The organism is Minwuia sp., assembly GCF_048263705.1.
Classification (GTDB): domain Bacteria; phylum Pseudomonadota; class Alphaproteobacteria; order Minwuiales; family Minwuiaceae; genus Minwuia.
Genome location: NZ_JBLXDV010000006.1, coordinates 18904 through 39548 on the forward strand (window position 1 = coordinate 18904; position 20645 = coordinate 39548).

General features: G+C 64.1%; 20 protein-coding genes. 9 read left to right on the forward strand and 11 right to left on the reverse strand.

The features are described from left to right. Nucleotides 1-9: 9 nt before the first annotated feature. Entirely contained in the window at nt 10-2283 is a 2274-nt protein-coding gene (locus ACN0X7_RS10085; RefSeq protein ID WP_417516750.1) for an ATP-binding protein, read from the reverse strand. A gap of 114 nt (nt 2284-2397) precedes the next feature. Between ACN0X7_RS10085 and ACN0X7_RS10090 the strand changes: the two genes are divergently transcribed. Together ACN0X7_RS10090 and ACN0X7_RS10095 are read left to right on the forward strand one after the other, a co-directional pair. Next, the gene (locus ACN0X7_RS10090) at nt 2398-4179 is read left to right on the forward strand and encodes an acyl-CoA dehydrogenase family protein (protein ID WP_417516752.1); all 1782 of its coding nucleotides are present in this window, start codon (nt 2398-2400) and stop codon (nt 4177-4179) included. 5 nt (nt 4180-4184) lie between these two features. Further along, nucleotides 4185-5279 carry a sensor histidine kinase gene (locus ACN0X7_RS10095; RefSeq protein ID WP_417516754.1) on the forward strand — a complete coding sequence of 365 codons (1095 nt, stop codon included), beginning with the start codon at nt 4185-4187 and terminating at the stop codon, nt 5277-5279. Nucleotides 5280-5297: 18 nt separating this feature from the next. On the opposite strand, the gene ACN0X7_RS10100 is transcribed toward ACN0X7_RS10095, so the two are convergent. Beyond that, a complete protein-coding gene (locus ACN0X7_RS10100) occupies nt 5298-6440 on the reverse strand; it encodes a pyridoxal phosphate-dependent aminotransferase (protein WP_417516756.1) in 1143 nt (380 codons plus the stop codon). A 173-nt stretch (nt 6441-6613) separates the two neighbouring features. On the opposite strand from ACN0X7_RS10100, the gene ACN0X7_RS10105 reads away from it, so the two are divergent. After that, nucleotides 6614-7882, forward strand: coding sequence for a M48 family metalloprotease (locus ACN0X7_RS10105; protein WP_417516758.1), 1269 nt, complete (start codon nt 6614-6616; stop codon nt 7880-7882). 82 nt (nt 7883-7964) lie between these two features. After that, on the forward strand, nt 7965-8723 hold the full coding sequence (locus ACN0X7_RS10110; protein WP_417516760.1) for a DsbA family protein: 759 nt from the start codon (nt 7965-7967) through the stop codon (nt 8721-8723). Here ACN0X7_RS10110 and ACN0X7_RS10115 read toward each other — a convergent pair. Together ACN0X7_RS10115 and ACN0X7_RS10120 are read right to left on the reverse strand one after the other, a co-directional pair. Next, nucleotides 8692-8898, reverse strand: a complete 207-nt coding sequence (locus ACN0X7_RS10115; protein ID WP_417516762.1) for a DUF1289 domain-containing protein — start codon at nt 8896-8898, stop codon at nt 8692-8694. The two genes, ACN0X7_RS10110 and ACN0X7_RS10115, sit on opposite strands and share 32 nt — an antisense overlap. Before the next feature lie 63 nt (nt 8899-8961). Continuing rightward, nucleotides 8962-10515, reverse strand: coding sequence for a hypothetical protein (locus ACN0X7_RS10120; RefSeq protein WP_417516764.1), 1554 nt, complete (start codon nt 10513-10515; stop codon nt 8962-8964). A gap of 90 nt (nt 10516-10605) precedes the next feature. Between ACN0X7_RS10120 and ACN0X7_RS10125 the strand changes: the two genes are divergently transcribed. Continuing rightward, a complete protein-coding gene (locus ACN0X7_RS10125; RefSeq protein ID WP_417516766.1) occupies nt 10606-11532 on the forward strand; it encodes an SMP-30/gluconolactonase/LRE family protein in 927 nt (308 codons plus the stop codon). Between the two features lie 22 nt (nt 11533-11554). Here the strand turns inward: ACN0X7_RS10125 and ACN0X7_RS10130 are convergent, their stop codons facing one another. Next, nucleotides 11555-12172, reverse strand: coding sequence for an acetyltransferase (locus ACN0X7_RS10130; RefSeq protein ID WP_417516768.1), 618 nt, complete (start codon nt 12170-12172; stop codon nt 11555-11557). Between the two features lie 130 nt (nt 12173-12302). Between ACN0X7_RS10130 and ACN0X7_RS10135 the strand changes: the two genes are divergently transcribed. Continuing rightward, complete coding sequence (locus ACN0X7_RS10135; protein WP_417516770.1) at nt 12303-13454, forward strand: DegT/DnrJ/EryC1/StrS family aminotransferase; 1152 nt, start codon at nt 12303-12305, stop codon at nt 13452-13454. A 2-nt stretch (nt 13455-13456) separates the two neighbouring features. On the opposite strand, the gene hemA is transcribed toward ACN0X7_RS10135, so the two are convergent. Both hemA and ACN0X7_RS10145 read right to left on the reverse strand, forming a co-directional pair. Continuing rightward, a complete protein-coding gene (hemA, locus tag ACN0X7_RS10140) occupies nt 13457-14686 on the reverse strand; it encodes a 5-aminolevulinate synthase (RefSeq protein ID WP_417517202.1) in 1230 nt (409 codons plus the stop codon). A gap of 193 nt (nt 14687-14879) precedes the next feature. Continuing rightward, on the reverse strand, nt 14880-15404 hold the full coding sequence (locus ACN0X7_RS10145) for a hypothetical protein (RefSeq protein WP_417516772.1): 525 nt from the start codon (nt 15402-15404) through the stop codon (nt 14880-14882). A 122-nt stretch (nt 15405-15526) separates the two neighbouring features. Between ACN0X7_RS10145 and ACN0X7_RS10150 the strand changes: the two genes are divergently transcribed. Further along, nucleotides 15527-16453, forward strand: coding sequence for an MJ1477/TM1410 family putative glycoside hydrolase (locus tag ACN0X7_RS10150; protein WP_417516774.1), 927 nt, complete (start codon nt 15527-15529; stop codon nt 16451-16453). On the opposite strand, the gene ACN0X7_RS10155 is transcribed toward ACN0X7_RS10150, so the two are convergent. Genes ACN0X7_RS10155 through ACN0X7_RS10170 form a run of 4 tightly spaced genes read right to left on the reverse strand, consistent with a single transcriptional unit; the run spans nt 16436 to nt 19835 of the window. Continuing rightward, nucleotides 16436-17101 (reverse strand): ABC transporter ATP-binding protein, encoded by a 666-nt coding sequence (locus ACN0X7_RS10155; RefSeq protein ID WP_417516776.1) that lies wholly within the window; start codon nt 17099-17101, stop codon nt 16436-16438. The genes ACN0X7_RS10150 and ACN0X7_RS10155 overlap by 18 nt on opposite strands. Further along, nucleotides 17098-17841 carry an ABC transporter permease gene (locus tag ACN0X7_RS10160; protein WP_417516778.1) on the reverse strand — a complete coding sequence of 248 codons (744 nt, stop codon included), beginning with the start codon at nt 17839-17841 and terminating at the stop codon, nt 17098-17100. The genes ACN0X7_RS10155 and ACN0X7_RS10160 overlap by 4 nt, the downstream gene beginning before the upstream one ends. Nucleotides 17842-17865: 24 nt before the next feature. Next, nucleotides 17866-18840 (reverse strand): ABC transporter substrate-binding protein, encoded by a 975-nt coding sequence (locus tag ACN0X7_RS10165; protein WP_417516780.1) that lies wholly within the window; start codon nt 18838-18840, stop codon nt 17866-17868. Between the two features lie 53 nt (nt 18841-18893). Further along, the gene (locus ACN0X7_RS10170; RefSeq protein WP_417516782.1) at nt 18894-19835 is read right to left on the reverse strand and encodes a transcriptional regulator GcvA; all 942 of its coding nucleotides are present in this window, start codon (nt 19833-19835) and stop codon (nt 18894-18896) included. Between the two features lie 107 nt (nt 19836-19942). On the opposite strand from ACN0X7_RS10170, the gene ACN0X7_RS10175 reads away from it, so the two are divergent. Together ACN0X7_RS10175 and ACN0X7_RS10180 are read left to right on the forward strand one after the other, a co-directional pair. Then, nucleotides 19943-20167 carry a DUF1127 domain-containing protein gene (locus ACN0X7_RS10175; protein WP_417516784.1) on the forward strand — a complete coding sequence of 75 codons (225 nt, stop codon included), beginning with the start codon at nt 19943-19945 and terminating at the stop codon, nt 20165-20167. 3 nt (nt 20168-20170) lie between these two features. After that, a complete protein-coding gene (locus tag ACN0X7_RS10180; RefSeq protein WP_417516786.1) occupies nt 20171-20644 on the forward strand; it encodes an OsmC family protein in 474 nt (157 codons plus the stop codon). Nucleotide 20645: the final 1 nt, after the last annotated feature.

Sequence of the window (20645 nt, forward strand, 5' to 3'; positions counted from 1 at the left end):
ATCGTGTCGTTACCTGCCATCTTGCTCGACCGCGGGGTTTCCGCTCGACTGCTGCGCCAGCGGAAACGTGAGTGTTACCCTCGCACCACTGGTATCCGGACTGTCACCCAGATGCAACACCCCGGCGTGATCTTCCATGATCTTGCGAACGATCGCCAGACCAAGACCTGTACCCTTATCTCTGGTAGTCACATAGGGCTCGGTCAAGCGGTCACGTTCGTTCACGGGCAGGCCAATACCGTTGTCCGTGACTGTGATCACCGCCGCATCGGTGTTGCACATCAGCTTCACTGTGACCAGACCGGGCGGGTCGTCGCTCTCGCGCGCTTCGATCGACTGGCAGGCGTTCATCAAGACGTTGGTCAGCACCTGTCCGACCTGGCGCCGGTCGCACGGAATCGGCGGTACATCGTCATCAAGGCTGGCCTCAATCTGCACCCCGGGGTGGGCGACCTGCACCGAGAACACGGTCTGCTTGATCAGTTCGTCCAGGCTTTCGATCTTCATGCTGGGTGCGGGCATGCGCGCGAAGGACGAGAATTCCTCGATCATCCGGCCGATATCGCCGACCTGCCGCACGATGGTGTCGGTGCACTGCTGGAAGATCTCCCGGTCCTCCTCGTCGTCCAGACGTTTCAGGTACCGTCGGCGCAGGCGCTCGGCAGAGAGCTGTATGGGAGTCAGCGGATTGCGGATCTCGTGCGCGATCCTGCGCGCCACATCCGCCCAGACCGCCGTCCGCTGCGCCGCCACCAGGTCGGAAATGTCATCGAACGTCACGACATACCCCAGAACCTCGCTGCCGTGACGTTCGGCACCGACGCGCGTGAAGAACGTCTTTCGGTCCCCGTCCACAGTCCTGATCACCTCGCCTTCGGCGACGCGATGCGGCCGCGCCCGGGCCGCGTCGAACAGTTCGATCATCTCCGGCACGGAATCGATCAGCGGCTGTCCGACCATCTCCTCGATCGGAACCCCCAGCAGGCGGCTGGCGGAGCGGTTCGGCAGGTCGATGATGCCGCGTTCGTCGGTGCCGATCACACCGGCACTGACACCGGCCAGCACCGTTTCCATGAAACGCCGCCGCTCCTCGACAGCCTGATTGGCGCGCACCAGTTCGCCCTGCTGGCTCTCGATCTGGCGGGCCATCCGGTTGAACGTGCGCCCCAGCATGTCGATCTCGTCATCCTGTCCGGCGGTCACCACCCGGGCCCGCAGGTCGCCGCTGCGGATGGTCTCGGCCGCCGCGACGACCCCGCCCAGACGGGCCGCGATCCGGGTCGAGAAGTTCAGCGCCAGCCAGACCGCCGCCAGCATCAGCAGAACCGCCACCACGATGAACATCAGCACGAAGACCAGTTCGAAACTGAACCGCTGGGCGGCCAGCCGTTCGTATTCTGCCGCGGCCTGCTGGGCGCGCTCGACCTGTGCCGCCACGCTCGGCTCGACGAACCGGGCGATGTAGAGATAGGTGCGGTAGGCGCCCAGAAATCCGTCCAGACGGATCAGTGCGCCGGATTTCTCGGTCGAGGCGAGCGTTCCTCCCGTCAGCGAATCTTCGCGCGGGAACGTCACGACGCCGCCCTCGTCCGCCTCTTCGATCGCCGAAATCGGCAACTGTTCGGCCAGCGTGTCGACGGTCAGGCTCGTCTGGGCCAGCACGGTCCCCGACCGGTCGAAGACCATCGCCTCGCTGAGCCCGCGCGCGCCCGCCTGCGATGCGATCAGCCGTGTCAGCAACGCGGGATCGCCCTGAACCTGCGAGGCGACACGGTTGAGATCCTTGGCCATGGCAAGCACATCGGCACCGATGGTCGCGCGATGTTCCTGGATCAGGGATTCGGCGACGGCGACCGATTCGGAGACCGCCTGCTGCGCCTTGTCGGAAAACCACCCCTCGATGCGCAGATCGAAGAACAGCATGGAAAAACCCGCGACCAGCACGGTCGGGATCATCGCAGCCCCGGCAAACAGCATGGCAAGGCGCATGTGCAGCCCGGCACCGGCACGCCCGTCCCGATGGGCGACCCAGATGCCATAGGCGCGGCCGATGATGGCCGACGCCAGCAACAGCAGCACAAACAGGTCGAAGAGTATGATTCCCAAGGGAATTTCTCCGAGACTGCTGGGCGGGCGTTCGGATCCGAACAAGGTCCCATAGGTCAGCGCACCGGCGATCAGGGCCAGCGCCGCAATCGCGAAAGCACCGTTGCGCCCGAAGTCGAACGCAACAAGGCGCCGCCATGCGGAACGATTCCGGATGCGGTCACGGGTTTCGGTCATTGGAGACATCATGCTTCCATGGCATCGTAAGGGCCGGACTATACCGCCGCCAGCGTCGCGGCGCATCGCCGGTGTTTGTTGACCCGCCAATTAGGACGGAGAGATGCTGAAGACATGAATATCCATTCTGGAAATGACGCGTTGCGGTCCGGCGGCCACGGCGACACCAACAACGTTGCAGGTGACGTGCGCGGCAGGAACTTCTTCGAGATGGATCACAGCCTGCGCTCCATCCTGCAGCTCTACTGTCCGGACGACCTGCGAACCCACATGTGGCCGCACTGGCAACGGCTCGGCGAGCTGGCCGGCGGGCGGCTGGACGAACTGGCCGACATCGCCGACAAGCATCCGCCCGTGCTGCATCACCGCGACAGGTTCGGTCGCGACGAGGCCTGGATCGAACATCATCCGGCCTATGCGGAAATGGAGCAGGTCGCGCTGGGTCAGTTCGGCCTGCATGCGATGAGCCACATGCCCGGCGTGCTGGACTGGCCCGAACCCGTGCCGCCGATCGCGAAATACGCCTTCACCTATCTGTTCGTCCAGGCGGAGTTCGGCCTGATGTGTCCGATCAGCCTGTCGGATACGGGACTGGCGATGATGAAACGCTTCGGCGACGATTTCATCCAGAAGAACTTCGTGCAGCGAATGCTGACCCTGGACACGTCCACACTGTTCCGCGCCGCGCAATTCATGACCGAGAAACCCGGCGGTTCGGACGTCGGACGGGTCGAGACAGTTGCGCGCGACTGCGGCGATCACTGGAAACTGGACGGCGAGAAATGGTTCTGCAGCAACCCCCATGCGGATGTCGCGCTGCTGCTGGCCCGGCCCGAGGGCGCGGCGGCGGGCACCCGCGGTCTGGGCATGTTCGTCATGCCGAAAATCCTGCCGGACGGCACCCGCAACAGCTATCGGATCGCCCGGCTGAAGGACAAGCTGGGCACCAAGTCGATGGCCTCTGGCGAAATCATCATGCAGGGCGCAACCGCCTATGCGCTGGGTGACGTGAACAACGGGCTGCGCCAGATGATGGAGCAGGTGAACCTGTCCCGGCTGTCGCATGGCGTGCGCGCGTCGGCGATGATGCGCCGGTGCCTGAACGAGGCCCTGGTCGCGGCACGCGAGCGGCAGGCCTTCGATCAGGCCGTGATCGACATGCCGCTGGTCCAGCGGCAGCTGATGAAGCTGATGGTGCCGACCGAGCAGTCGCTATCCATGTACGCCTATGTCGCCGAAAATCTCGGCGCATCGAAGGAGGGGGACAAGGAAGCCTCGACCCGGCTGCGCATGGCGACCGGCCTGTTCAAGTTCCGCGCCTGCCGCGACAATCCGGTCGTTGCGACCGGCTCGATGGAGCAGCGCGGCGGCAACGGCTACATTGAGGACTTCATCGGCCCGCGCCTGATCCGGGACGCCCAGATCGGCCTGCTCTGGGAAGGCACCAGCAACATCAACGGCCTGGATGTGCTGAACAGGGCCGTGGCCAAGGTCGGCGCCCACAATGAACTGCGCAAGGATCTGGAGCACCGCATTGCCGGCTCGAACGCGATCCCGCCCGGTCTGCGGGAACAGGCGGGGGAAACGCTGGATCGCGCCGTCCGGATGGCCGACGAGGTGGCGCGTCGCGAGGATGAGACACAGGCACGGCGTGTTTCCAGTGCGCTTTACCATGCGACCACTGCCGCGCTGATGGCATGGGAGGGTGCGACACTGGGCGCGCGCGGCGGCGATGCCCGGCGGATGCTGCTGTCACGCATGGTGATCGACAAGCGGTTGTCGCCGGACGATCCGCTGGCTGTTGAGGATACGCGCTTCGACAGGCAGGCCGCACCGCTGCTGCTGTCCGACAGGCCCGTATCGCTTGATGCGGCCGCTGCACTGCTTGCCGTCTGAGTATCATGCGCGCACCCGCCCCCGATGATCCCGATCTGATCGAACCCCACGATCCATGGCTTGTCGGCATCAAGCGGCGCATGGTCGAGAACTACGGCGTCGTCGGCAGTTCCGCGATCACGTCCATCCTGATCATGTTCGTGTCGATCGGAGTCAGCCTGATCGTCTACGAGATCATCGATCTGAACTACTGGGCCGAGCCGATCGCGATCATCATGCCGATCGTCCTGCCGCTGCTGACCGCCTTTCCCGTCACCCTCATCATTCACCGGCTGGTGGAAGGGCTGATCGAACGGGAAGAGATCAATCGCAGGCAGCGGGAAAAGCTTCAGGAGCTGGCGGATGAAGCCTCCCGGCAGCGCCAGGCGGCGGTGGCGGCAAGTCAGGCCAAGTCGGCCCTGCTGGCCAACATGAGCCACGAACTGCGCACGCCGCTGAACGCCATCATCGGTTTCTCCGATGTCTTCCAGGGCGACATGCTCGACCGTCTCAGCCGGGAGCAGGTCAGACAGTATGCCGCCGACATCAACATCAGCGGCCGTCACCTGCTTTCGCTGGTGAACGATCTGCTGGAGCTCGCCCGTATCGAACGTGGCAGCCGCGATTTCCATCCGGAACCCATCGCCTTCTCCGAAAAGGTCGATGAGGTCTGCCGGATCATGCGCACCCAGGCGGATGAAGCCCGCGTCACGATCACGGTCACCGAAAACGATCCGAAGGTCATCGCCATGACCGATGACCGGGCACTGCGCCAGATCCTGCTGAATCTGCTGTCGAACGCGATCAAGTTCACGCCCGCCAAGGGCAGGATCACCATCACGATTGCCGAAAGCGCCGCAGGGCCATCGATCAGCATCGCCGACACGGGTATCGGCATTCCCGCCGATCAGCGCGAGCGGATTTTCGAACCCTTCAGCCAGATCGACAACAGTTTCACCCGCCGCAAGACCGGCACCGGCCTGGGGCTGGCGCTGGTGAAGACGATGGTCGAACAGCAGGACGGCAGGGTCTCCGTCGAAAGCACCGAAGGCCAGGGCACCACTTTCACGCTGACCTTTCCCGCCCCCGGGACTCCGGCCGACCAACTCGCAGCAGAGTGAGGGTGCCGGCGGAACCGTTCAGTTCAGCCAGTTCCTGAGCAGAGAGGCCGCCTCCTCGATCTCCGCGGTCGCTCCCGCAAACGAAAACCGGACGAAATGATGTCCGCGCGCGGGATCGAAATCGATCCCGGGCGTCGCCGCGATCCCGGTTTCAGCCAGCATTCTCTGGCAAAAGACGACGGAATCATCGGTGACGTCGCTGACATCGGCGTAGATGTAGAAAGCTCCGTCCGCCGGCGCGAGCCGCGTGAGCCCCGCCTTCGGCAGTTCCCGCAACAGGATTTCACGGTTCCGGGCGTATCGCGCGACATTCTCTTCAACCTCGTCGATGCAATCGAAGGCGGCGATGGCTGCGGCCTGCGAATGCGCGGGTGGGGAAATGAAGTGATTCTGCGCCAGACACTCGACAGACCGGTGCAGGTCCTCCGGCACGATCATCCAGCCCAGCCGCCAGCCGGTCATCGAGAAATACTTGGAGAAGCTGTTGATCACGATGACGCGGTCCGACAGCGAGGCCGCGCTCACCGCCGGACCGCCATAGGTGATGCCGTGATAGATCTCGTCGACGATCAGCCGCATGCGGTTGCCATCGCAGTAGCTGATCAGCGCGCGCATCGCCTCGGTGTCGATCATCGTGCCGGTGGGGTTGGCCGGGCTGGCCACCAGCAGGGCATCAAGATTCCCGTCAACGCCAGCAAGCACCTCCGGCGTCGGCTGGAAGCGGGTTTCGGGTCCGACCGGCACGCCGACCGCCTCGATATCCAGTGACGTCAGGATATTGCGGTAGGCCGGATATCCGGGCTCACCGAGCGCGATCCGGTCGCCCGCATCCATCGAAGCCAGGAAGGCGAGCAGGAAAGCCCCTGAAGACCCGGTGGTGACGGCGATCCGCTCCGGCGCGACGCGTATCCCGTAGAAATCGCGGTAGTGGCGGGCGATCCGTGCCCGCAGTTCCGGCATGCCCAGCGCATCGGTGTAGCCCAGCCGCTGGGTCTGCAGCGCCTCGGTCGCCGCCCTCAGCACACCCGCAGGTGCCTGTGTCGCGGGCTGCCCGACTTCCAGATGCAGCACTTTCCGGCCCGCCGCCTCGCGCGCGGCCGCCGCCTTCATCACCTCCATCACATAGAACGGCGGTACGGCCCCTCGTTTTGACACTTTCATGCCCACATTCACTCCCATAGTCTGTGGCAGACGGCTGTCTTCCGGTGCGGAGCGCGGCCCGTCCAGTGGAGTAACTGCCAGTGCATTTGTTGAAACATGTCGCCTCTTTCGCCCTCGTCGCATGGATCGCGATGGCGTTAGCCCCTGTGCACGCACAAGAGCGAAGCCTGTCCATGGTCCGCGACGCGGAAATAGAACATATCCTCGCGATTTACGCCAAGCCCCTGTTCGAAGCGGCAAATCTGAGCCCCGGTGCCGTGAAGACCTATCTGGTGCATGACGACACGCTGAACGCGTTCGTCGCCGGCGGACAGCGCATCTTCGTCTTTACCGGCCTGATCCTGGCGACGCGCAGTCCGGGGGAACTGGTGGGCGTGCTGGCGCACGAGACGGGCCATATCCGCGGCGGGCATCTGTCGCGCACACGCGATGCCATTGCCAACGCCCAGACCTTTTCGATTCTCGCGGCACTGCTGGGCGGTCTCGCGGCAGCGGCGAGTGGCAATGCGGACGCGGCGGCAGCCGGCCTGCTTGGCGGGTCGGCCGGCAGTCAGCAGCTTTTCCTGCAATATTCACGGACTCAGGAATCAACGGCAGATCAGGCGGCCATCAAACTGATGGAGCGGGCGGGCTGGTCCCCCCGCGGCATGGTCGACTTCCTGGGTGTGCTGGAGGAACAGGAGATCATCCTGGGCCAGCGCGGCAACCCCTATCTGCGCAGTCATCCGCTGGGCTATGAGCGTATTCAGGCCCTTGAGAACCTGGTCCGTCAGTCACCGTTGCGCGACCGTCCCGATCCGCCCGAACTGGTGCGCGCCCATACGATGATGCAGGCCAAGCTCTACGGCTTTACACAACGGCCCAGCGAGACCTTCCGCAAATATCCCGAGAGCGACACCTCCGATCAGGCGCATTACGCGCGTTCGGTTGCGCTGATGCAGCAGGCCCGCACGGATGAGGCGATCCGGGAACTCGCACCGTTGCTGGAGAAGGAACCCAACAATCCGTTCTTTCACGAACTGAAGGGCCAGATCTATCTGGAAGGCGGGCGCATCGAGGAAAGCATCCCGCCGCTGCGTGAGGCACTGAGCCTCTCCGGTCACGAGACCATCGCGGTTCTGCTGGCCCAGGCGCTGATCGCGCGCGATACCGAACAGGACAACCGCGACGCGCTGAAGATACTGGAAAGCGTCGTGCGCACCGATCCCGACTCGCCGGCAGCCTGGCAGCAGCTGTCGATCGCCTATGGCCGCGCGGGAGAGATCGGCAAGTCCATGCTGGCCGGGGCCGAACAGCACCTGCGCAGCGGCAAGCCGAAGTTCGCCCGCGAACAGGTACAACGGGCACTGGGGACCCTGAAGCCCGGCACGCCCGAATATTTTCGCGCCCAGGATCTGGACATCGCGGTCGAGGCTCTCGAACGGCAGTTGAAGGATCGCTGATCCCGGCCGATCACAGCCAATTGCCTTGCCCGCCCAGCCAATTGAGGGCATCCACATGCCCATGAAAATCCGGAGATTTCTGATGCCGTATCTTGTTCGCACGATAGTCCTGATCGCCATGATGTTCGGCCTGTTGCAGGCCGCCATCGCGGACGATGCCAGACCGACCGCAGCCAGCGGTCTGACCGAACCCGAGATCCGGACCATCGTGCGCGAGTATCTGATGGAACACCCCGAGATCATCGTCGAGGCGCTGCAGATCTATCAGCAGCGCGAGGAGATGGCCGAAGCCGCGCGTGCGCGGGAGATGCTGCTGGCCCATCGCGACCGGCTCGACGATCCGACGGGCAAGTTTGTCGCCGGCAATCCCGACGGCGACGTCACCATCGTCGAATTCTTCGACTACCGCTGCGGCTTCTGCAAGAAGGTGATGCCGGCGCTGCTGGATGAGGTTGCCCGCGACGGCAACGTCCGGCTGGTGCTGAAGGAATTCCCGGTGCTAGGCGAGGATTCGGTGCGCGCCGCACGCGCCGCCATCGCCGCCGCGCGTCAGGATCGCTACTACGACATGCACCTGGCGATGATGCAGACGCGCGGGAACCTGACGGAAGCCAAGATCATGTCCATCGCGCTCGATCTGGGCCTGGACGTGGATCAGTTGAAGACCGACATGGCCAGTCCCGAGGTCGAAGACGAGATCACGCGGAACTATGAACTGGCCCAGTTGCTCAACATACGCGGCACACCGGGCTTCATCATCGGCGACACCATGGTCCCGGGCGCGATCAACGCGCAGCAGTTTCGCGAACTTATCGAGAAGGCGCGTCAGTCGAAGGGGTAGCCAGCGCAGCGCGACGCGCGGTGCAGGAGGCGACGATCTCGGCACGGCGTGCGGCATCCGCCCTCGACCACTCTCCGATCTCGGCCCGGCTGCGATAGCAACCGACGCAGACGTCGCGTTGCGTATCCAGGTAGCAGACCGAGATGCAGGGCGATGGGATGTCGGTGGCGGACATGCGGCGCCTCAGGTCAGGTGATCGAGGGGTCCCTGTTCACCACGGGCGGTGGGCAAACGCAAGTCAGCCTGCTGACCAGCCGCCGATCTTCGTACCCTTCGCATAGCGGACCTCAAGGTCTTTCAGCAGGTCGAAGTCCCCTGCGCTGTCGGTCGCCGTCGCGATCACCTCGATGCCCTTCTGCCGCCAGGTCCTGATCAGGGAACGGACCAGAAAGGCACCGTCCTTCTGGCCGGCCAGTCCATGGAACCGGTCCGCGGCGACCTCGATATAGGCGTCGGGGACATCCTTTCCCGATGCCTTCCCCGTCACGGCGCTGTCGCCCTTCAGAAAGGCATAGAAGTCCGGGACGATGGTCCGCCAGGCGGTTGCCTCGTCATTGCGGATCATCGCGTCGCCCCTGCCGGCCATGTCGCCTCCCAGAGGCAGAAAGGGCCGCAGAAGCAGTTTGCCGTCGGAGATCTTCCGCCGCGAGATCATCTTGCCGATCTTTCGCGACACGGACGCATCATTCAGATTGTCCGCGCCGATCGACACCGCGACTCTCAGGGATACGGCCTTCCAGATCTTCCATTCGACCTGCTGGTCCAGGGCTTTCTCGATGGTTGCCAGTTCCAGATCGCGTGCAAAATCCGGCGCATCGCCCAGCGCCGCGATCGCGTCCGGATCGACGGGTCTGCCATCGATGACGGGATGCGCACGCACCTGGCGCATGGCCACGGCCTGCTTCGCCAGACTGAGGATCGGCCGGCTCTCGACCAGCAGGTCTCCCTGACGGATCGCGCGGCGCGCCCCGGCAAGCAGTTTCGCCACCTGCTGTTTCGCTTCATCATGACGTGCACCAAGTCCGATCCGCCGCAGGCCCGACAACAGGCCACCGCGCATCCCGCTTGCCGACTGCGAGAGGACCGCCCGGATCTGATCGGCAGGCAGTGCTGCACCGTCCGACTCGATCCGTTCTGCCGCGACGGCCTCGCGGTCCGCGATCACGCCCTTCTCCAGCGCCTGATCCGAGATCGATCCGACCAGTGCCGCATCGTCCAGATCCGCGCTATGCAGAATGCCGTAGTGCGCATTGCCCAGCCGGGCCGTGCCCGTCGCACCCCGTTGGCGCGCCGTTTCCTGCACGACGCGGCCCAGTTCCTGATCCGACGACGCCTCCAGACCGCCGTGGACCTGAACCATGGTCATCGCCGCTTCGCTGCCGTCGGCGAAGGCCATCGCGGCCTTGTCGAGGAAGTCATCCTTCTCGAACTGGCCATCCGGGGCGTTCGCGGCTTCGGCCTGTTCCCACCACTCAGCCTCGCCCGACAGGCGATAGAGACTGACGGTCACGCTGTCCTTGTCGGTGTGCGCGCCGAGCCTTGCGCTCACCATCAGTTCACCATTGGAGCCGTCGCTGCAGATCTGGGGTTCCTTGCCACCCTGCCGGGCCCCCACGATCACGGTCTGCACGGCGGACGCAACCGACAGGGGCAATGCGGTACCCACCGGCTGACGCCAGAGCGTGACGGCATTGACGCCGAAGATCGTCTCGACCTCGCCGGAGACTTCCTGAATTTCCAAATCCGGTGTGATGCGCAGTGTGACGGAAGGTCGGCCTGACCCGATAGGCATGGGAGCGTTCATGAGGCAATCCTGAATCCTGTTGGCGCGCTATCCTGTCTGACGCATCATCAAATTTCGGTTAACTGCGGGGAGACGATCATGACTGAACACAGACTCATCACCGAAGGGCTCAGGTTTCCGGAAGGCCCCGTCGCACTACCGAACGGCGATGTTCTGGTCGTCGAGATCGGTGGCGGCTGTCTGACACGTGTCCATCCGGACGGATCGAAGAGCATCGTCGCAGAACCCGGCGGCGGCCCGAACGGTGCCGCGATGGGTCCGGATGGCAAGTGCTACGTCTGCAACAATGGCGGTTTCCGCATGCTGGAACGCGACGGGCGCATGTTCCCGCTGGGGCAGGACGAGAACTATTCCGGCGGGCGCATCGAGCGGATCGACATCGACACGGGCAAGATCGAGGTGCTTTACACCCATTGCGACGGCGTGGCCCTGAAGGGGCCGAACGACATCGTCTTCGATGCCCATGGCGGATTCTGGTTCACCGATCATGGCAAGGAGCGTCGCCGCGACCGCGACGTCACCGGTGTCTACTATGCGCTGGCGGACGGCTCCGCGATCACCGAAGCCATCTTCCCGTCCGAGGCCCCGAACGGGATCGGTCTCTCCCCTTCCGAGGATGAACTGTATGTGGCCGAAACCCACACCGGCCGCCTGTGGGCCTATGCGCTGGACGGGCCGGGCAAACTGGCGGGTCCGAAGACACCGGTCAGGGGACATCAGGGGCGGCTGGTGGCCGGACTGTCCGGCCTTCAACTGTTCGACTCGCTTGCCGTGGATGGTGCCGGCAACGTCTGTGTCGCAACGATCCACAACGGCGGCATCACGGTGATACCCCCCGACGGCAGCCACATCAGCCATGTGCCCATGCCGGACCCGATCACGACGAATATCTGCTTCGGCGGCGAGGATCTGAAGACGGCCTACATCACACTGAGCTCGACCGGAAAGCTGGTGGCGATGGACTGGCCGCGGCCCGGACTGGCACTGAACTATCTGAACAAGTAGGCGCCAGCACTTCGCAGGGATATCAGCGCGGCACCGCCCGGCCCTGCCCGAACGCGGTCGCGCCTGCGGGCACATCATCTATGACCACGGCACCCGCGCCCACGGTGGCCCAGTCTCCGACAGAGGCACCGGGGCGTGCGGCAACGCCTGCGCCGATCAGCGCGCCTGCGCCGATGGTCACATTGCCCGCCAGACGGGCACCGACCGCGACGTGGGAGAAATCGCCTGTCGCGCAGTCATGGCTGAGCGTTGCCCCCGTGTTGAGAATTCCGTGCCTGCCGACCTGCGCTCCGTTCTGGACCACGCATCCGGCGAAGATCATTGCGCCTTCGCCAATCCGGGCGGTGGGTGATATCCACGAGAACGGATGGATCAGCGTGGCGAAGGACCGACCGGTCAGGTCAGCCACGATCCGCTTGCGCGCCGCGTTGTCCCCGACGGCTACCAGAAGGTCGACGTCCCCCGACAGGCGGCTTATGGCGTTCAGGCCATCCCGCGCGACCTCCACATCCAACACGCGACTGCCCCAGAGGGACGCGTTCTCGTCGATCAGGCAGACGACGTCGATCCCGCCCGCCCGGGCCGCCTCGATACATTCGCGACCGTGGCCGCCCGTACCGATGATCGCGATCTGTCCCATCTATCGAATCCCTGCTGAGCAGCTATCATGCGGCTGCCATTCTGCGGTGACGCCGCCCTGCCCGCAATCATGTGATCGCCTGCGGCCCGTATCCGCGGAAAACCACGCGTTTCATTGACAGGAAAATCCGATGAACACCCCCGACGAGCCGATCCTGTTGTCCCCGCCCCACATGGGAGAGGAAGAGCGCGCCATGGTCACGGAGGCGTTCGACACCAACTGGATCGCCCCGGTCGGCCCGCACATCGACGCCTTCGAGAAGGAACTGGCCGAGAAGGTCGGGACACGGGGCGCGGTCGCGCTCAGTTCGGGCACCGCGGCGCTGCATCTGGCGCTGCGCCTGCTGGACATCGGCGAGGACGATACCGTCTTCTGTTCGACGCTGACCTTCATCGCCAGCGTCAATCCCGTGCTTTACCAGGGCGCAGGGCCCGTTTTCATCGACAGCGAACCGGTCAGCTGGAACATGAGCCCGGCGGCCCTGGAGCGCGCGCTGGCCGATGCTGACCGGAACGGCAAGCTGCCGGCGGCAATCATGATCGTGCACATCTACGGACAGAGCGCGGACATGCCGGCGCTGCAGCAGCTCGCCGAACGATACGGCGTTCCGATCGTCGAGGATGCCGCCGAATCCCTTGGCGCGTTCTGCGGCGGCGCGGCTTCCGGAACGCTCGGGCGCTTCGGCATCTACTCCTTCAACGGCAACAAGATCATCACCACCTCGGGCGGCGGTGCCCTGGTTTCCGACGACCTGGAGGCGCTGGCGCTGGCGCGCAAGCTGGCCACGCAGGGGCGCGACCCGGCCGAGCATTATCAGCACAGCACGATGGCCTACAACTACCGCCTGTCGAACGTGCTGGCCGGTATCGGGCGCGCGCAACTGGTGAAACTGGAAGACCGGGTATCCAGACGACGTACAATCTTCGATCGCTATCGCGACTCACTGGCGGACATCGATGCCATCGCCTGGATGCCCGAGCCGAACTGGAGCCGCGGCAACCGCTGGCTTTCGGTCTGCACCTTCGATCCGGGCAAGACGGCCGTGACGCCGGAGCGGATGATGCTGGCCCTGCGCGCCGAAAAGATCGAAGCACGCCCCGTCTGGAAGCCCATGCACCTCCAGCCCCTCTTCGAAGGTGTGCCGTACTACCCGCACGAAGACGGATATTCCGTCAGCGACCGGCTGTTCGAAACGGGCCTGTGCCTGCCCTCGGGCAGCGCCCTGACCGAGGCTCAGCAGGACCGCGTGATCGACATCATGCGCCGGACCATGGCCGGCTGATCTCACTCGGCCGCGTTGGCCGCCGGTACGAGATCAAGCTCAAGCCGGTCCCAGACTTTCAGCAGCGAATCGACCAGATGATCCATCATCCGGTTGTCATGACCCGGTCCCGGCGTGATGCGCAGACGTTCGGTCCCGCGCGGCACCGTCGGATAGTTGATAGGCTGGATATAGATGCCGTAGTCGTCGAGCAGCATGTCCGTCGCCTGCTTGCACAGCGCCGGATCGCCCACCAGCACCGGGACGATGTGCGTGTTGGACGGCATCACGGGCAGGCCCACTGCGGCCAGACGCGCCTTCAGCTCCGCCGCACGTTCCTGCTGCTTCTCGCGTTCGACGTTGCTGGTTCTCAGATGCCGGATGCTGGCAAGCGCCGCTGCGGCAATGCCCGGCGGCAGGGCGGTCGTGAAAATGAAGCCCGGCGCATAGGACCGGACCGTATCGACCAGATCCGACGAGGCCGCGATGTAACCCCCGATCACACCGAATGCCTTCGCCAGCGTGCCCTGAATGACATCGATGCGGTCCATCACCTGGTCCCGTTCGGCGACGCCTGCACCAGTGGGACCGTACATGCCGACCGCGTGCACCTCATCCAGATAGGTCATGGCACCGAATTCCTCGGCCAGGTCACAGAACTTCGCCAGGGGCGCGATATCGCCATCCATCGAATAGACGGATTCGAAGATGATCAGTTTCGGCAGGTCCGGATCCGTCTCCTGCAGCAGTTCGCGCAGATGATCGACGTCATTGTGGCGGAATATCTTCTTCTCGGCACCGGAGTGGCGGATACCGGCGATCATCGACGCATGATTCAACTCGTCTGAAAAGATCACGCATCCGGGCAGAAAGCGGGCAATCGTGGAGATCGCAGCCTCGTTGGCGACAAACCCCGACGTCAGGACCAGCGCCGACTCCGTGCCGTGCAGGTCGGCCAGTTCCTTCTCCAGTCCGACGATGGCGTGATGCGTGCCGGAGATGTTGCGCGTGCCCCCGGCCCCCGCCCCCATCCGGTCGACGGCTTCCTTCATGGCGTCGGTCACCACCGGATGCTGGCCCATGCACAGATAGTCGTTCGAGCACCAGACCGTGACATCGGGCGCGCCGTCGCGGGAATGGTTGGTCGCCTTCGGAAAGGCCCCCAGATGACGCTCCAACTCGGTGAAAATGCGATACCGGCGCTCCTCGTGCAGTTGCTGCACGGCATTGGAGAATATGCGACCGTAATCCATCAGATCGACCCCTGTGACTGTCTCTGCGACGGTCTGTGCGACCGTCCCCGTGACCCGCGGTTCCGCAAAACGAATCCGCATCAGTTCTCATAGGCTTCACGCCCGAGTTGATAAAATCACATTAGCCGGAAGGCATCAGCGGGCAATGTGACACACGCCACGCGCGCGTCAGCCGGCGTCATCGCACGGTCGGCTATTTCATGCGCAGGGTCAGTTCGTACAGACTGTCGACGATCTTCTGTCCGATCGGGTCGTCGCCGCCCTGGACATCGAACCGGATCACGGCCCTCAGGGCGTCGACGTGGGGCGCGATGATCGTCAGTTGCTCCAGGGACGGTTCGTCGTGTTTCATCATGTAGCGGCAGAGATTGTCGCCAATACTGGTCAACAACGTATAGCCGAACGTCGATCCCTGCCCCTTGAGATCATGAATCACCTCGAAGATTTCCGCGTAGTGCGCCCGCAGTTCATCCGCCCGGCTTTCGCTCAGCCCGACCAGACGGTGAACCTTTTCGAGATCGTTGCCCGCGCGCTCCCGGAAATCGCCGGCAAGGTCGTCGATGGCAGCCTGCGCCTTTCGGATCATCGCGGGATCGATCTTCGTCCCGGAACCGACCTTGGCGCGCAGCGTGTTCGGGACGTGGATGACCTGGCATCCATCGCCCTCGACCGTTTCGGAAGCATCGGCGATTTTCGCAGCACCTGCCGGATTGTCCATGTGATCTGCTCCCGCAGTCTTGAAGAAAAACGTTACCGGGTCCGATATTGAACCCTTGCCGGTAAACAATCCGATAATGATCTGTGCAACAGTCGACGGCGTTCGGACAGCGAGGTATCTGCATGAAACGGTTTCTCACCCTGCTGGCCATTGCCGGATCGATGGCCCATTCTGTCGGCGCAATGGAACTGCAGGATGTCAAAAGCTTCACCTACTGGCTGTCAAATCCACGCCCCGCCCTGATCGCGGCGAGCGGCTTTGATCTGGCCATCGTGGATCATTCCCGCGACGGGACCGAATCCGGCATGTTCAGCGCGGATGAAGTCGCGAGGATGCAGGCCCGGCCGGACGGCGGGCGCCGGATCGTGCTGTCCTACATGTCCATCGGCGAGGCGGAGGACTATCGCGGCTACTGGAACCCCGACTGGTCGAAGAACCCGCCCGATTGGCTGGAGAAGGAAAACCCGGACTGGGAAGGCAACTTCAAGGTCCGGTACTGGCATCCGGGCTGGCAGGCGCAGATATTCGGTGCGCCGGAAGCCTATCTGGACCGGATCATCGCCGCCGGTTTCGATGGCGTCTATCTGGATATCGTCGATGCCTACTGGTACTTCGAGGAACAGGGCCGAAAGACCGCGGCAGCCGAGATGGTCGGGTTCGTCACCGCGCTGGCGGTCTATGCCCGTGCGCGAAAGCCCGGCTTCCTGATCGTGCCACAGAACGCCGAAGACCTGCTGGTGCATGAAGCCTATCGTGAGATGATCGACGCGCAGGCCAAGGAAGACCTGTTCTTCGGGCTGGACGATTCCGATACGGCGAACCAGAAGGATTCCGTCGACTGGCCGATGAAGCATCTGAAGATGGCGCTGAACGCCGGCAAACCAGTTCTGCTGGTGGAATATCCCGAAAAGCGGAAGACCATCGAGCAGGTCTATGCAAAGGCGAAACAGGCCGGTCTCAAACCCTATGCATCCGTGCGCGCGCTCGACCGTCTGATCATCAACCGTGGCCTGGACCCGGAGGTCAAAGGTCTAGCTGTCCGCGACTGATGCCGCGATCTCAGTGACAGTCAGGTCCGCGGCGGGCCGGTCGAGAACGACGGTTGCAGGTTTGCCGCCCAGCACGATGATCCGGTCGGCCAGTTCGAGCGCCTCTGCGGGGTCATGGGTCACGATGACCGCTGGAATCGTGATCTGGTTCAGCAGTTCTTTCAGCGATCCGCGCAGCCGCCGCGCCGTATCCCCGTCCAGCGAGGCGAACGGTTCGTCGAGCAGCAGCACCTCGGGTTCGACGGCCAGCGCGCGGGCGATCGCGACCCGCCGCGCCATACCGAGCGAAAGCTGCGCCGGGTACATGTCGGCGGCATCCGGCACACCGGCACGCGCCAGCAGGGCACGCAGCACGCCCTCGGGCTGTTCGGGTGCGACGATGGCGAGGTTCTGCAGCGCGGTCCGCCACGGCAACAGGCGCGGGGACTGAAAGACATGACCGATGCGGCCTTCGACACCGGTGATCTGCCCCTCGAACTGACGATCCAGATCGGCGAGCAGACGCAGCAATGTGGTCTTGCCGACGCCGGACCGCCCGAAGATCGCCAGCGTCTCGCCCGCCGCAAGATCGAACGCGATATCGCCCAGCACGGGTGTGGACCGGTCCTCACTCCCGAAGCCCTTCTCTGTGACGCGAACGCTGATCATGCGTGCCGCCACCGGTTCGCGCGACGTTCCAGCGGGCGCAGGATCAGCCATTCGACCAGTTGCATGACAGCGATGAAACTCAGCGCATAGGCCAGGATGGCGTCGATCTCGAACAGCTGAAAATGGATGTGCAGCTTGAAGCCCACACCGTTGCCACGTCCCAGCAGTTCGACCACCAGAACGATCTTCCAGATCAGCGCGATGCCCGAGCGGGTCGCGGCTGCCAGATAGGGCGTCAGTTGCGGCAGCACGAAGTCGATCAATCTCGTCCGCCAGGGCACGCGATAGACCCGCGCCACTTCGTTCAGATCGCGATCCAGTGCCCGTGCGCCTTCACGCATCGTCACGACGACGTTCGGGATCTTGTTGACCGCGACGGCCAGCACCGCCGCCACTTCCGTCAGTCCCAGCCAGACGTAGGCCAGAATGATCACCACCAGCGCAGGCAGGTTCAGAAAGAACACCAGCCACAGATCGAGGAACCGGTCCGCGCGGCGGCTCAGGCCCATGAGGATCCCCAGCGCGACGCCGATGCTCATGGCGATCATGAAGGCGGCGGCAACACGGAGCAGGGTCACGCCGATATGGAAAAACAGATCGCCGGTCCGGGCTTCGTGGGCAATCCGGCCGAGCACCTCAGCCGGACCGGGCAATGTCTGCGGATCGCTGACTGCCGCCGCGAGAACCCAGATCAGGATCATCACCAGCAGCGACAGCAGCCAGTAGAAGCTTCGCAGCATCACCGGCCCTGCGCCCCGTCCCACCTAGAAACGCGCATCGGGGTGATAGGCGGCCGCGTCCAGTGCCTCGGCCTCTCCGACAAGCTGGGCACCGCCGGTTTCGGCCAGCACCCGGAACAGCCGTTGAGCCGCGGCAATCTCGGCATCGCCGAAGCGCGGCGCGATACCATCGCGAAACCGGCGCTTCAGTTCGGCAAGTTCGGCGTCCGAGCCCGCGCGCGTCAAGGGGCGCAGCCGCGCCCATTCCCCGTCATCGGAGAGCAGGATCTGCTTCGCCGCCCGTGAAGCCTTCAGGAACGCGCGGGCGGCGTCCCTGCGTGCATCCGAATACGCAGGCGCGAAGACGTATCCGACCAGTGCGACGTCCCGGACACCGGCAACGCGCTCGGCGATGTCATTCATGTCCGCGAGCCTTCGGAAGCCCGCCGCTTCAAGCCGGGCGGCGTAATGCCAGAAAGTCAGCAGCGCATCCATGCCACCGCTCTCGAACTGCCGCCGCAACAGGGGCGGCGCGCCGAACACGGCTTCGCCTCGGTCAGCCAGGTCGTAGCCGAAATCACGGCTGGAAAGCGACCGCAGCAGCAGCCAGGACTTGTCGAGCGGCCCGCCTGCGACGCCCATCTTGCGCCCTTCGAGATCGGACAGGGTCTCCACGGGACTGCCCTGCGGCACAATGATCGCGCCGACCGTGGTCGAATAGGGTGCGAATGTGATCATCCGCCCGGCCGCGCGCTGACGGGCGACCCAGACGATATCGGTGACGATGGCATCGACCTCGCCGCCCTGGAACGCAATTGCGGCGGCCTGCTTGCCCGCGAACCCGGTCACCTCCAGCTCGATGCCCTGTGCGCGGTCGAGGCCGTGGTGGCGGATCGTGTCCAGTTCCCAGGCCACGGTGCCGAACTTCAGGATGCCGAGACGCAGGGTCTCCGCACCCGCGGGCATGGCACACAGGAACGCGCCGCCCAGAACCATCATCGCCACGACATGCCGCAACATGAGCCCTCCCACAGGGTTGAAGGCTGTACCTTAGCGGCGGCACGAGTCAGATGTCAGCCCGCATCCTGCTCGGCGCGGTAGGTGCTGGCCTCCGCGATCACCCATTCCCTGAACGCCACGATCTTCGGCTGATCCGCCGCACGCGGCAGATGCACCAGAAAGTAGGCGAAGTCGGAGGCCAGCGTGATCGGAAACGGCCGCACCAGCCGGCCCGCCTGCAGATCGGAGAACGCGAGCGCATGCCGCGCCATGGCGACCCCGATACCCTCGACCGCCGCCTGCAGCAGCATCGCCGAATTGTCGAATGTCGGGCCCCGCTTCGGGTCCACGGTCGTGACACCCGCCGCCACCAGCCATTCGGCCCAGCCGACAGGATAGTCATCGTGCAACAGCGTATGGCCGGCCAGGTCGTCGGGACTGCGCAGGGCCTTCGGTCCGACCAGCAGATCCGGACTGCAGACCGGAAAAACCGAATCGTCGAACAGCCGGTAGACGTTCAGTCCAGGATAATTCCCCGGCCCGGAGCGGATACCGATGTCGAAGGGTTCGACCTCCAGATCCACCAGCCCTTCCCCCGTCGACAGCAACACGTCGATATCCGGGTACTGGTCGCGAAAGTGCACCAGCCGCGGGATCAGCCATTTCGCGGCGAAGGACGGCATGCAGGTAATGCGCAGTTCGCTGCCCCCGTCGCTGCCGGAGATGCGCTGTACCGACGACTCCAGCAGATCCAGCGCATCCCGCACGCCGGGCAGCAGCATCTGCCCCGGTTCGGTCATCAGGATCTCGCGATTGCGGCGCTGGAACAGCTTGATTCCAAACCAGTCTTCCAGCCCCTTCACCTGATGGCTGATGGCCGCCGGGGTCACGTTCAGCTCATCCGCTGCCCTTGTGAAACTTAAGTGACGGGCAGCGGCCTCAAAAGCGCGGATAGCGTTAAGAGGCGGTAAACGGCGGGACACGGCAAATTTCTCCGGATTAAATTTTCTAATCATTATGCTGAGAAACCGTCGTTTGTCACTTTCTCTTTACCGGCCTACTTACACAGCATGCCGCAACAGACGGCGCAACGCTGGAAACAGCTGGATAAGGAGCAAGAAACATGACGAAGTTCATCGGAACAGCCAACCGCACCGGTCATGGTTTCAACATTCTCGCCGCATTGGTCGACGGTGTGTTGCATACGGGTGCAACCCTTCACACCTGGCAGCAGCGTGCCAACGAGCGCGCCGCTCTGGACGGCCTGGACGATCGCCTGCTGCGCGACATCGGACTGGACCGCGCACGGGCCGAGAAAGAAGTGAAGAAGGCTTTCTGGAAGGTCTGATCGTTGAGTCAGAACAACGAACATCACTATCGCACCAGCCTGACCTGGACGGGCGCCGCAGCGGGTTTCCGGTCATATGACGACTATGACCGCACCCATCAGATCGTCGCGCCGGGCAAGCCGGTCCTGACCACGTCATCCGATCCCGCATTCCTCGGCGTTCCGGAACTCTGGAACCCCGAGGACATGCTGGTCGCGGCCCTGTCGAGCTGTCACATGCTCAGCTATCTCGCCTGCTGCGCCCGCGCCCGCATCGAGGTGCTGGACTATGCGGACACGGCAACCGGCACGATGCGGGAGGACGGCAAGGGCGGCGGCTATTTCGCCGAAGTCATTCTAAATCCGCGCGTGGTGATCGCGCAGGCCGACAAGGTCGAACACGCGACGCGCCTGCACGGCACGGCGCACAAGGTCTGCTTCATCGCCAACTCGGTGAACTTCCCCGTCGCGCACCGCCCGACCATCAGCGTGCGCTGAA

Bases quoted from the DNA above. Each gene is read 5' to 3' on its own strand.
- ACN0X7_RS10085 (WP_417516750.1), bottom strand. From the start codon at position 2,283: ATGACCGAAACCCGTGACCGCATCCGGAATCGTTCCGCATGGCGGCGC.
- ACN0X7_RS10090 (WP_417516752.1), top strand. From the start codon at position 2,398: ATGAATATCCATTCTGGAAATGACGCGTTGCGGTCCGGCGGCCACGGC.
- ACN0X7_RS10095 (WP_417516754.1), top strand. From the start codon at position 4,185: ATGCGCGCACCCGCCCCCGATGATCCCGATCTGATCGAACCCCACGAT.
- ACN0X7_RS10100 (WP_417516756.1), bottom strand. From the start codon at position 6,440: ATGAAAGTGTCAAAACGAGGGGCCGTACCGCCGTTCTATGTGATGGAG.
- ACN0X7_RS10105 (WP_417516758.1), top strand. From the start codon at position 6,614: ATGGTCCGCGACGCGGAAATAGAACATATCCTCGCGATTTACGCCAAG.
- ACN0X7_RS10110 (WP_417516760.1), top strand. From the start codon at position 7,965: ATGCCGTATCTTGTTCGCACGATAGTCCTGATCGCCATGATGTTCGGC.
- ACN0X7_RS10115 (WP_417516762.1), bottom strand. From the start codon at position 8,898: ATGTCCGCCACCGACATCCCATCGCCCTGCATCTCGGTCTGCTACCTG.
- ACN0X7_RS10120 (WP_417516764.1), bottom strand. From the start codon at position 10,515: ATGCCTATCGGGTCAGGCCGACCTTCCGTCACACTGCGCATCACACCG.
- ACN0X7_RS10125 (WP_417516766.1), top strand. From the start codon at position 10,606: ATGACTGAACACAGACTCATCACCGAAGGGCTCAGGTTTCCGGAAGGC.
- ACN0X7_RS10130 (WP_417516768.1), bottom strand. From the start codon at position 12,172: ATGGGACAGATCGCGATCATCGGTACGGGCGGCCACGGTCGCGAATGT.
- ACN0X7_RS10135 (WP_417516770.1), top strand. From the start codon at position 12,303: ATGAACACCCCCGACGAGCCGATCCTGTTGTCCCCGCCCCACATGGGA.
- hemA (WP_417517202.1), bottom strand. From the start codon at position 14,686: ATGGATTACGGTCGCATATTCTCCAATGCCGTGCAGCAACTGCACGAG.
- ACN0X7_RS10145 (WP_417516772.1), bottom strand. From the start codon at position 15,404: ATGGACAATCCGGCAGGTGCTGCGAAAATCGCCGATGCTTCCGAAACG.
- ACN0X7_RS10150 (WP_417516774.1), top strand. From the start codon at position 15,527: ATGAAACGGTTTCTCACCCTGCTGGCCATTGCCGGATCGATGGCCCAT.
- ACN0X7_RS10155 (WP_417516776.1), bottom strand. From the start codon at position 17,101: ATGATCAGCGTTCGCGTCACAGAGAAGGGCTTCGGGAGTGAGGACCGG.
- ACN0X7_RS10160 (WP_417516778.1), bottom strand. From the start codon at position 17,841: ATGCTGCGAAGCTTCTACTGGCTGCTGTCGCTGCTGGTGATGATCCTG.
- ACN0X7_RS10165 (WP_417516780.1), bottom strand. From the start codon at position 18,840: ATGTTGCGGCATGTCGTGGCGATGATGGTTCTGGGCGGCGCGTTCCTG.
- ACN0X7_RS10170 (WP_417516782.1), bottom strand. From the start codon at position 19,835: ATGATTAGAAAATTTAATCCGGAGAAATTTGCCGTGTCCCGCCGTTTA.
- ACN0X7_RS10175 (WP_417516784.1), top strand. From the start codon at position 19,943: ATGACGAAGTTCATCGGAACAGCCAACCGCACCGGTCATGGTTTCAAC.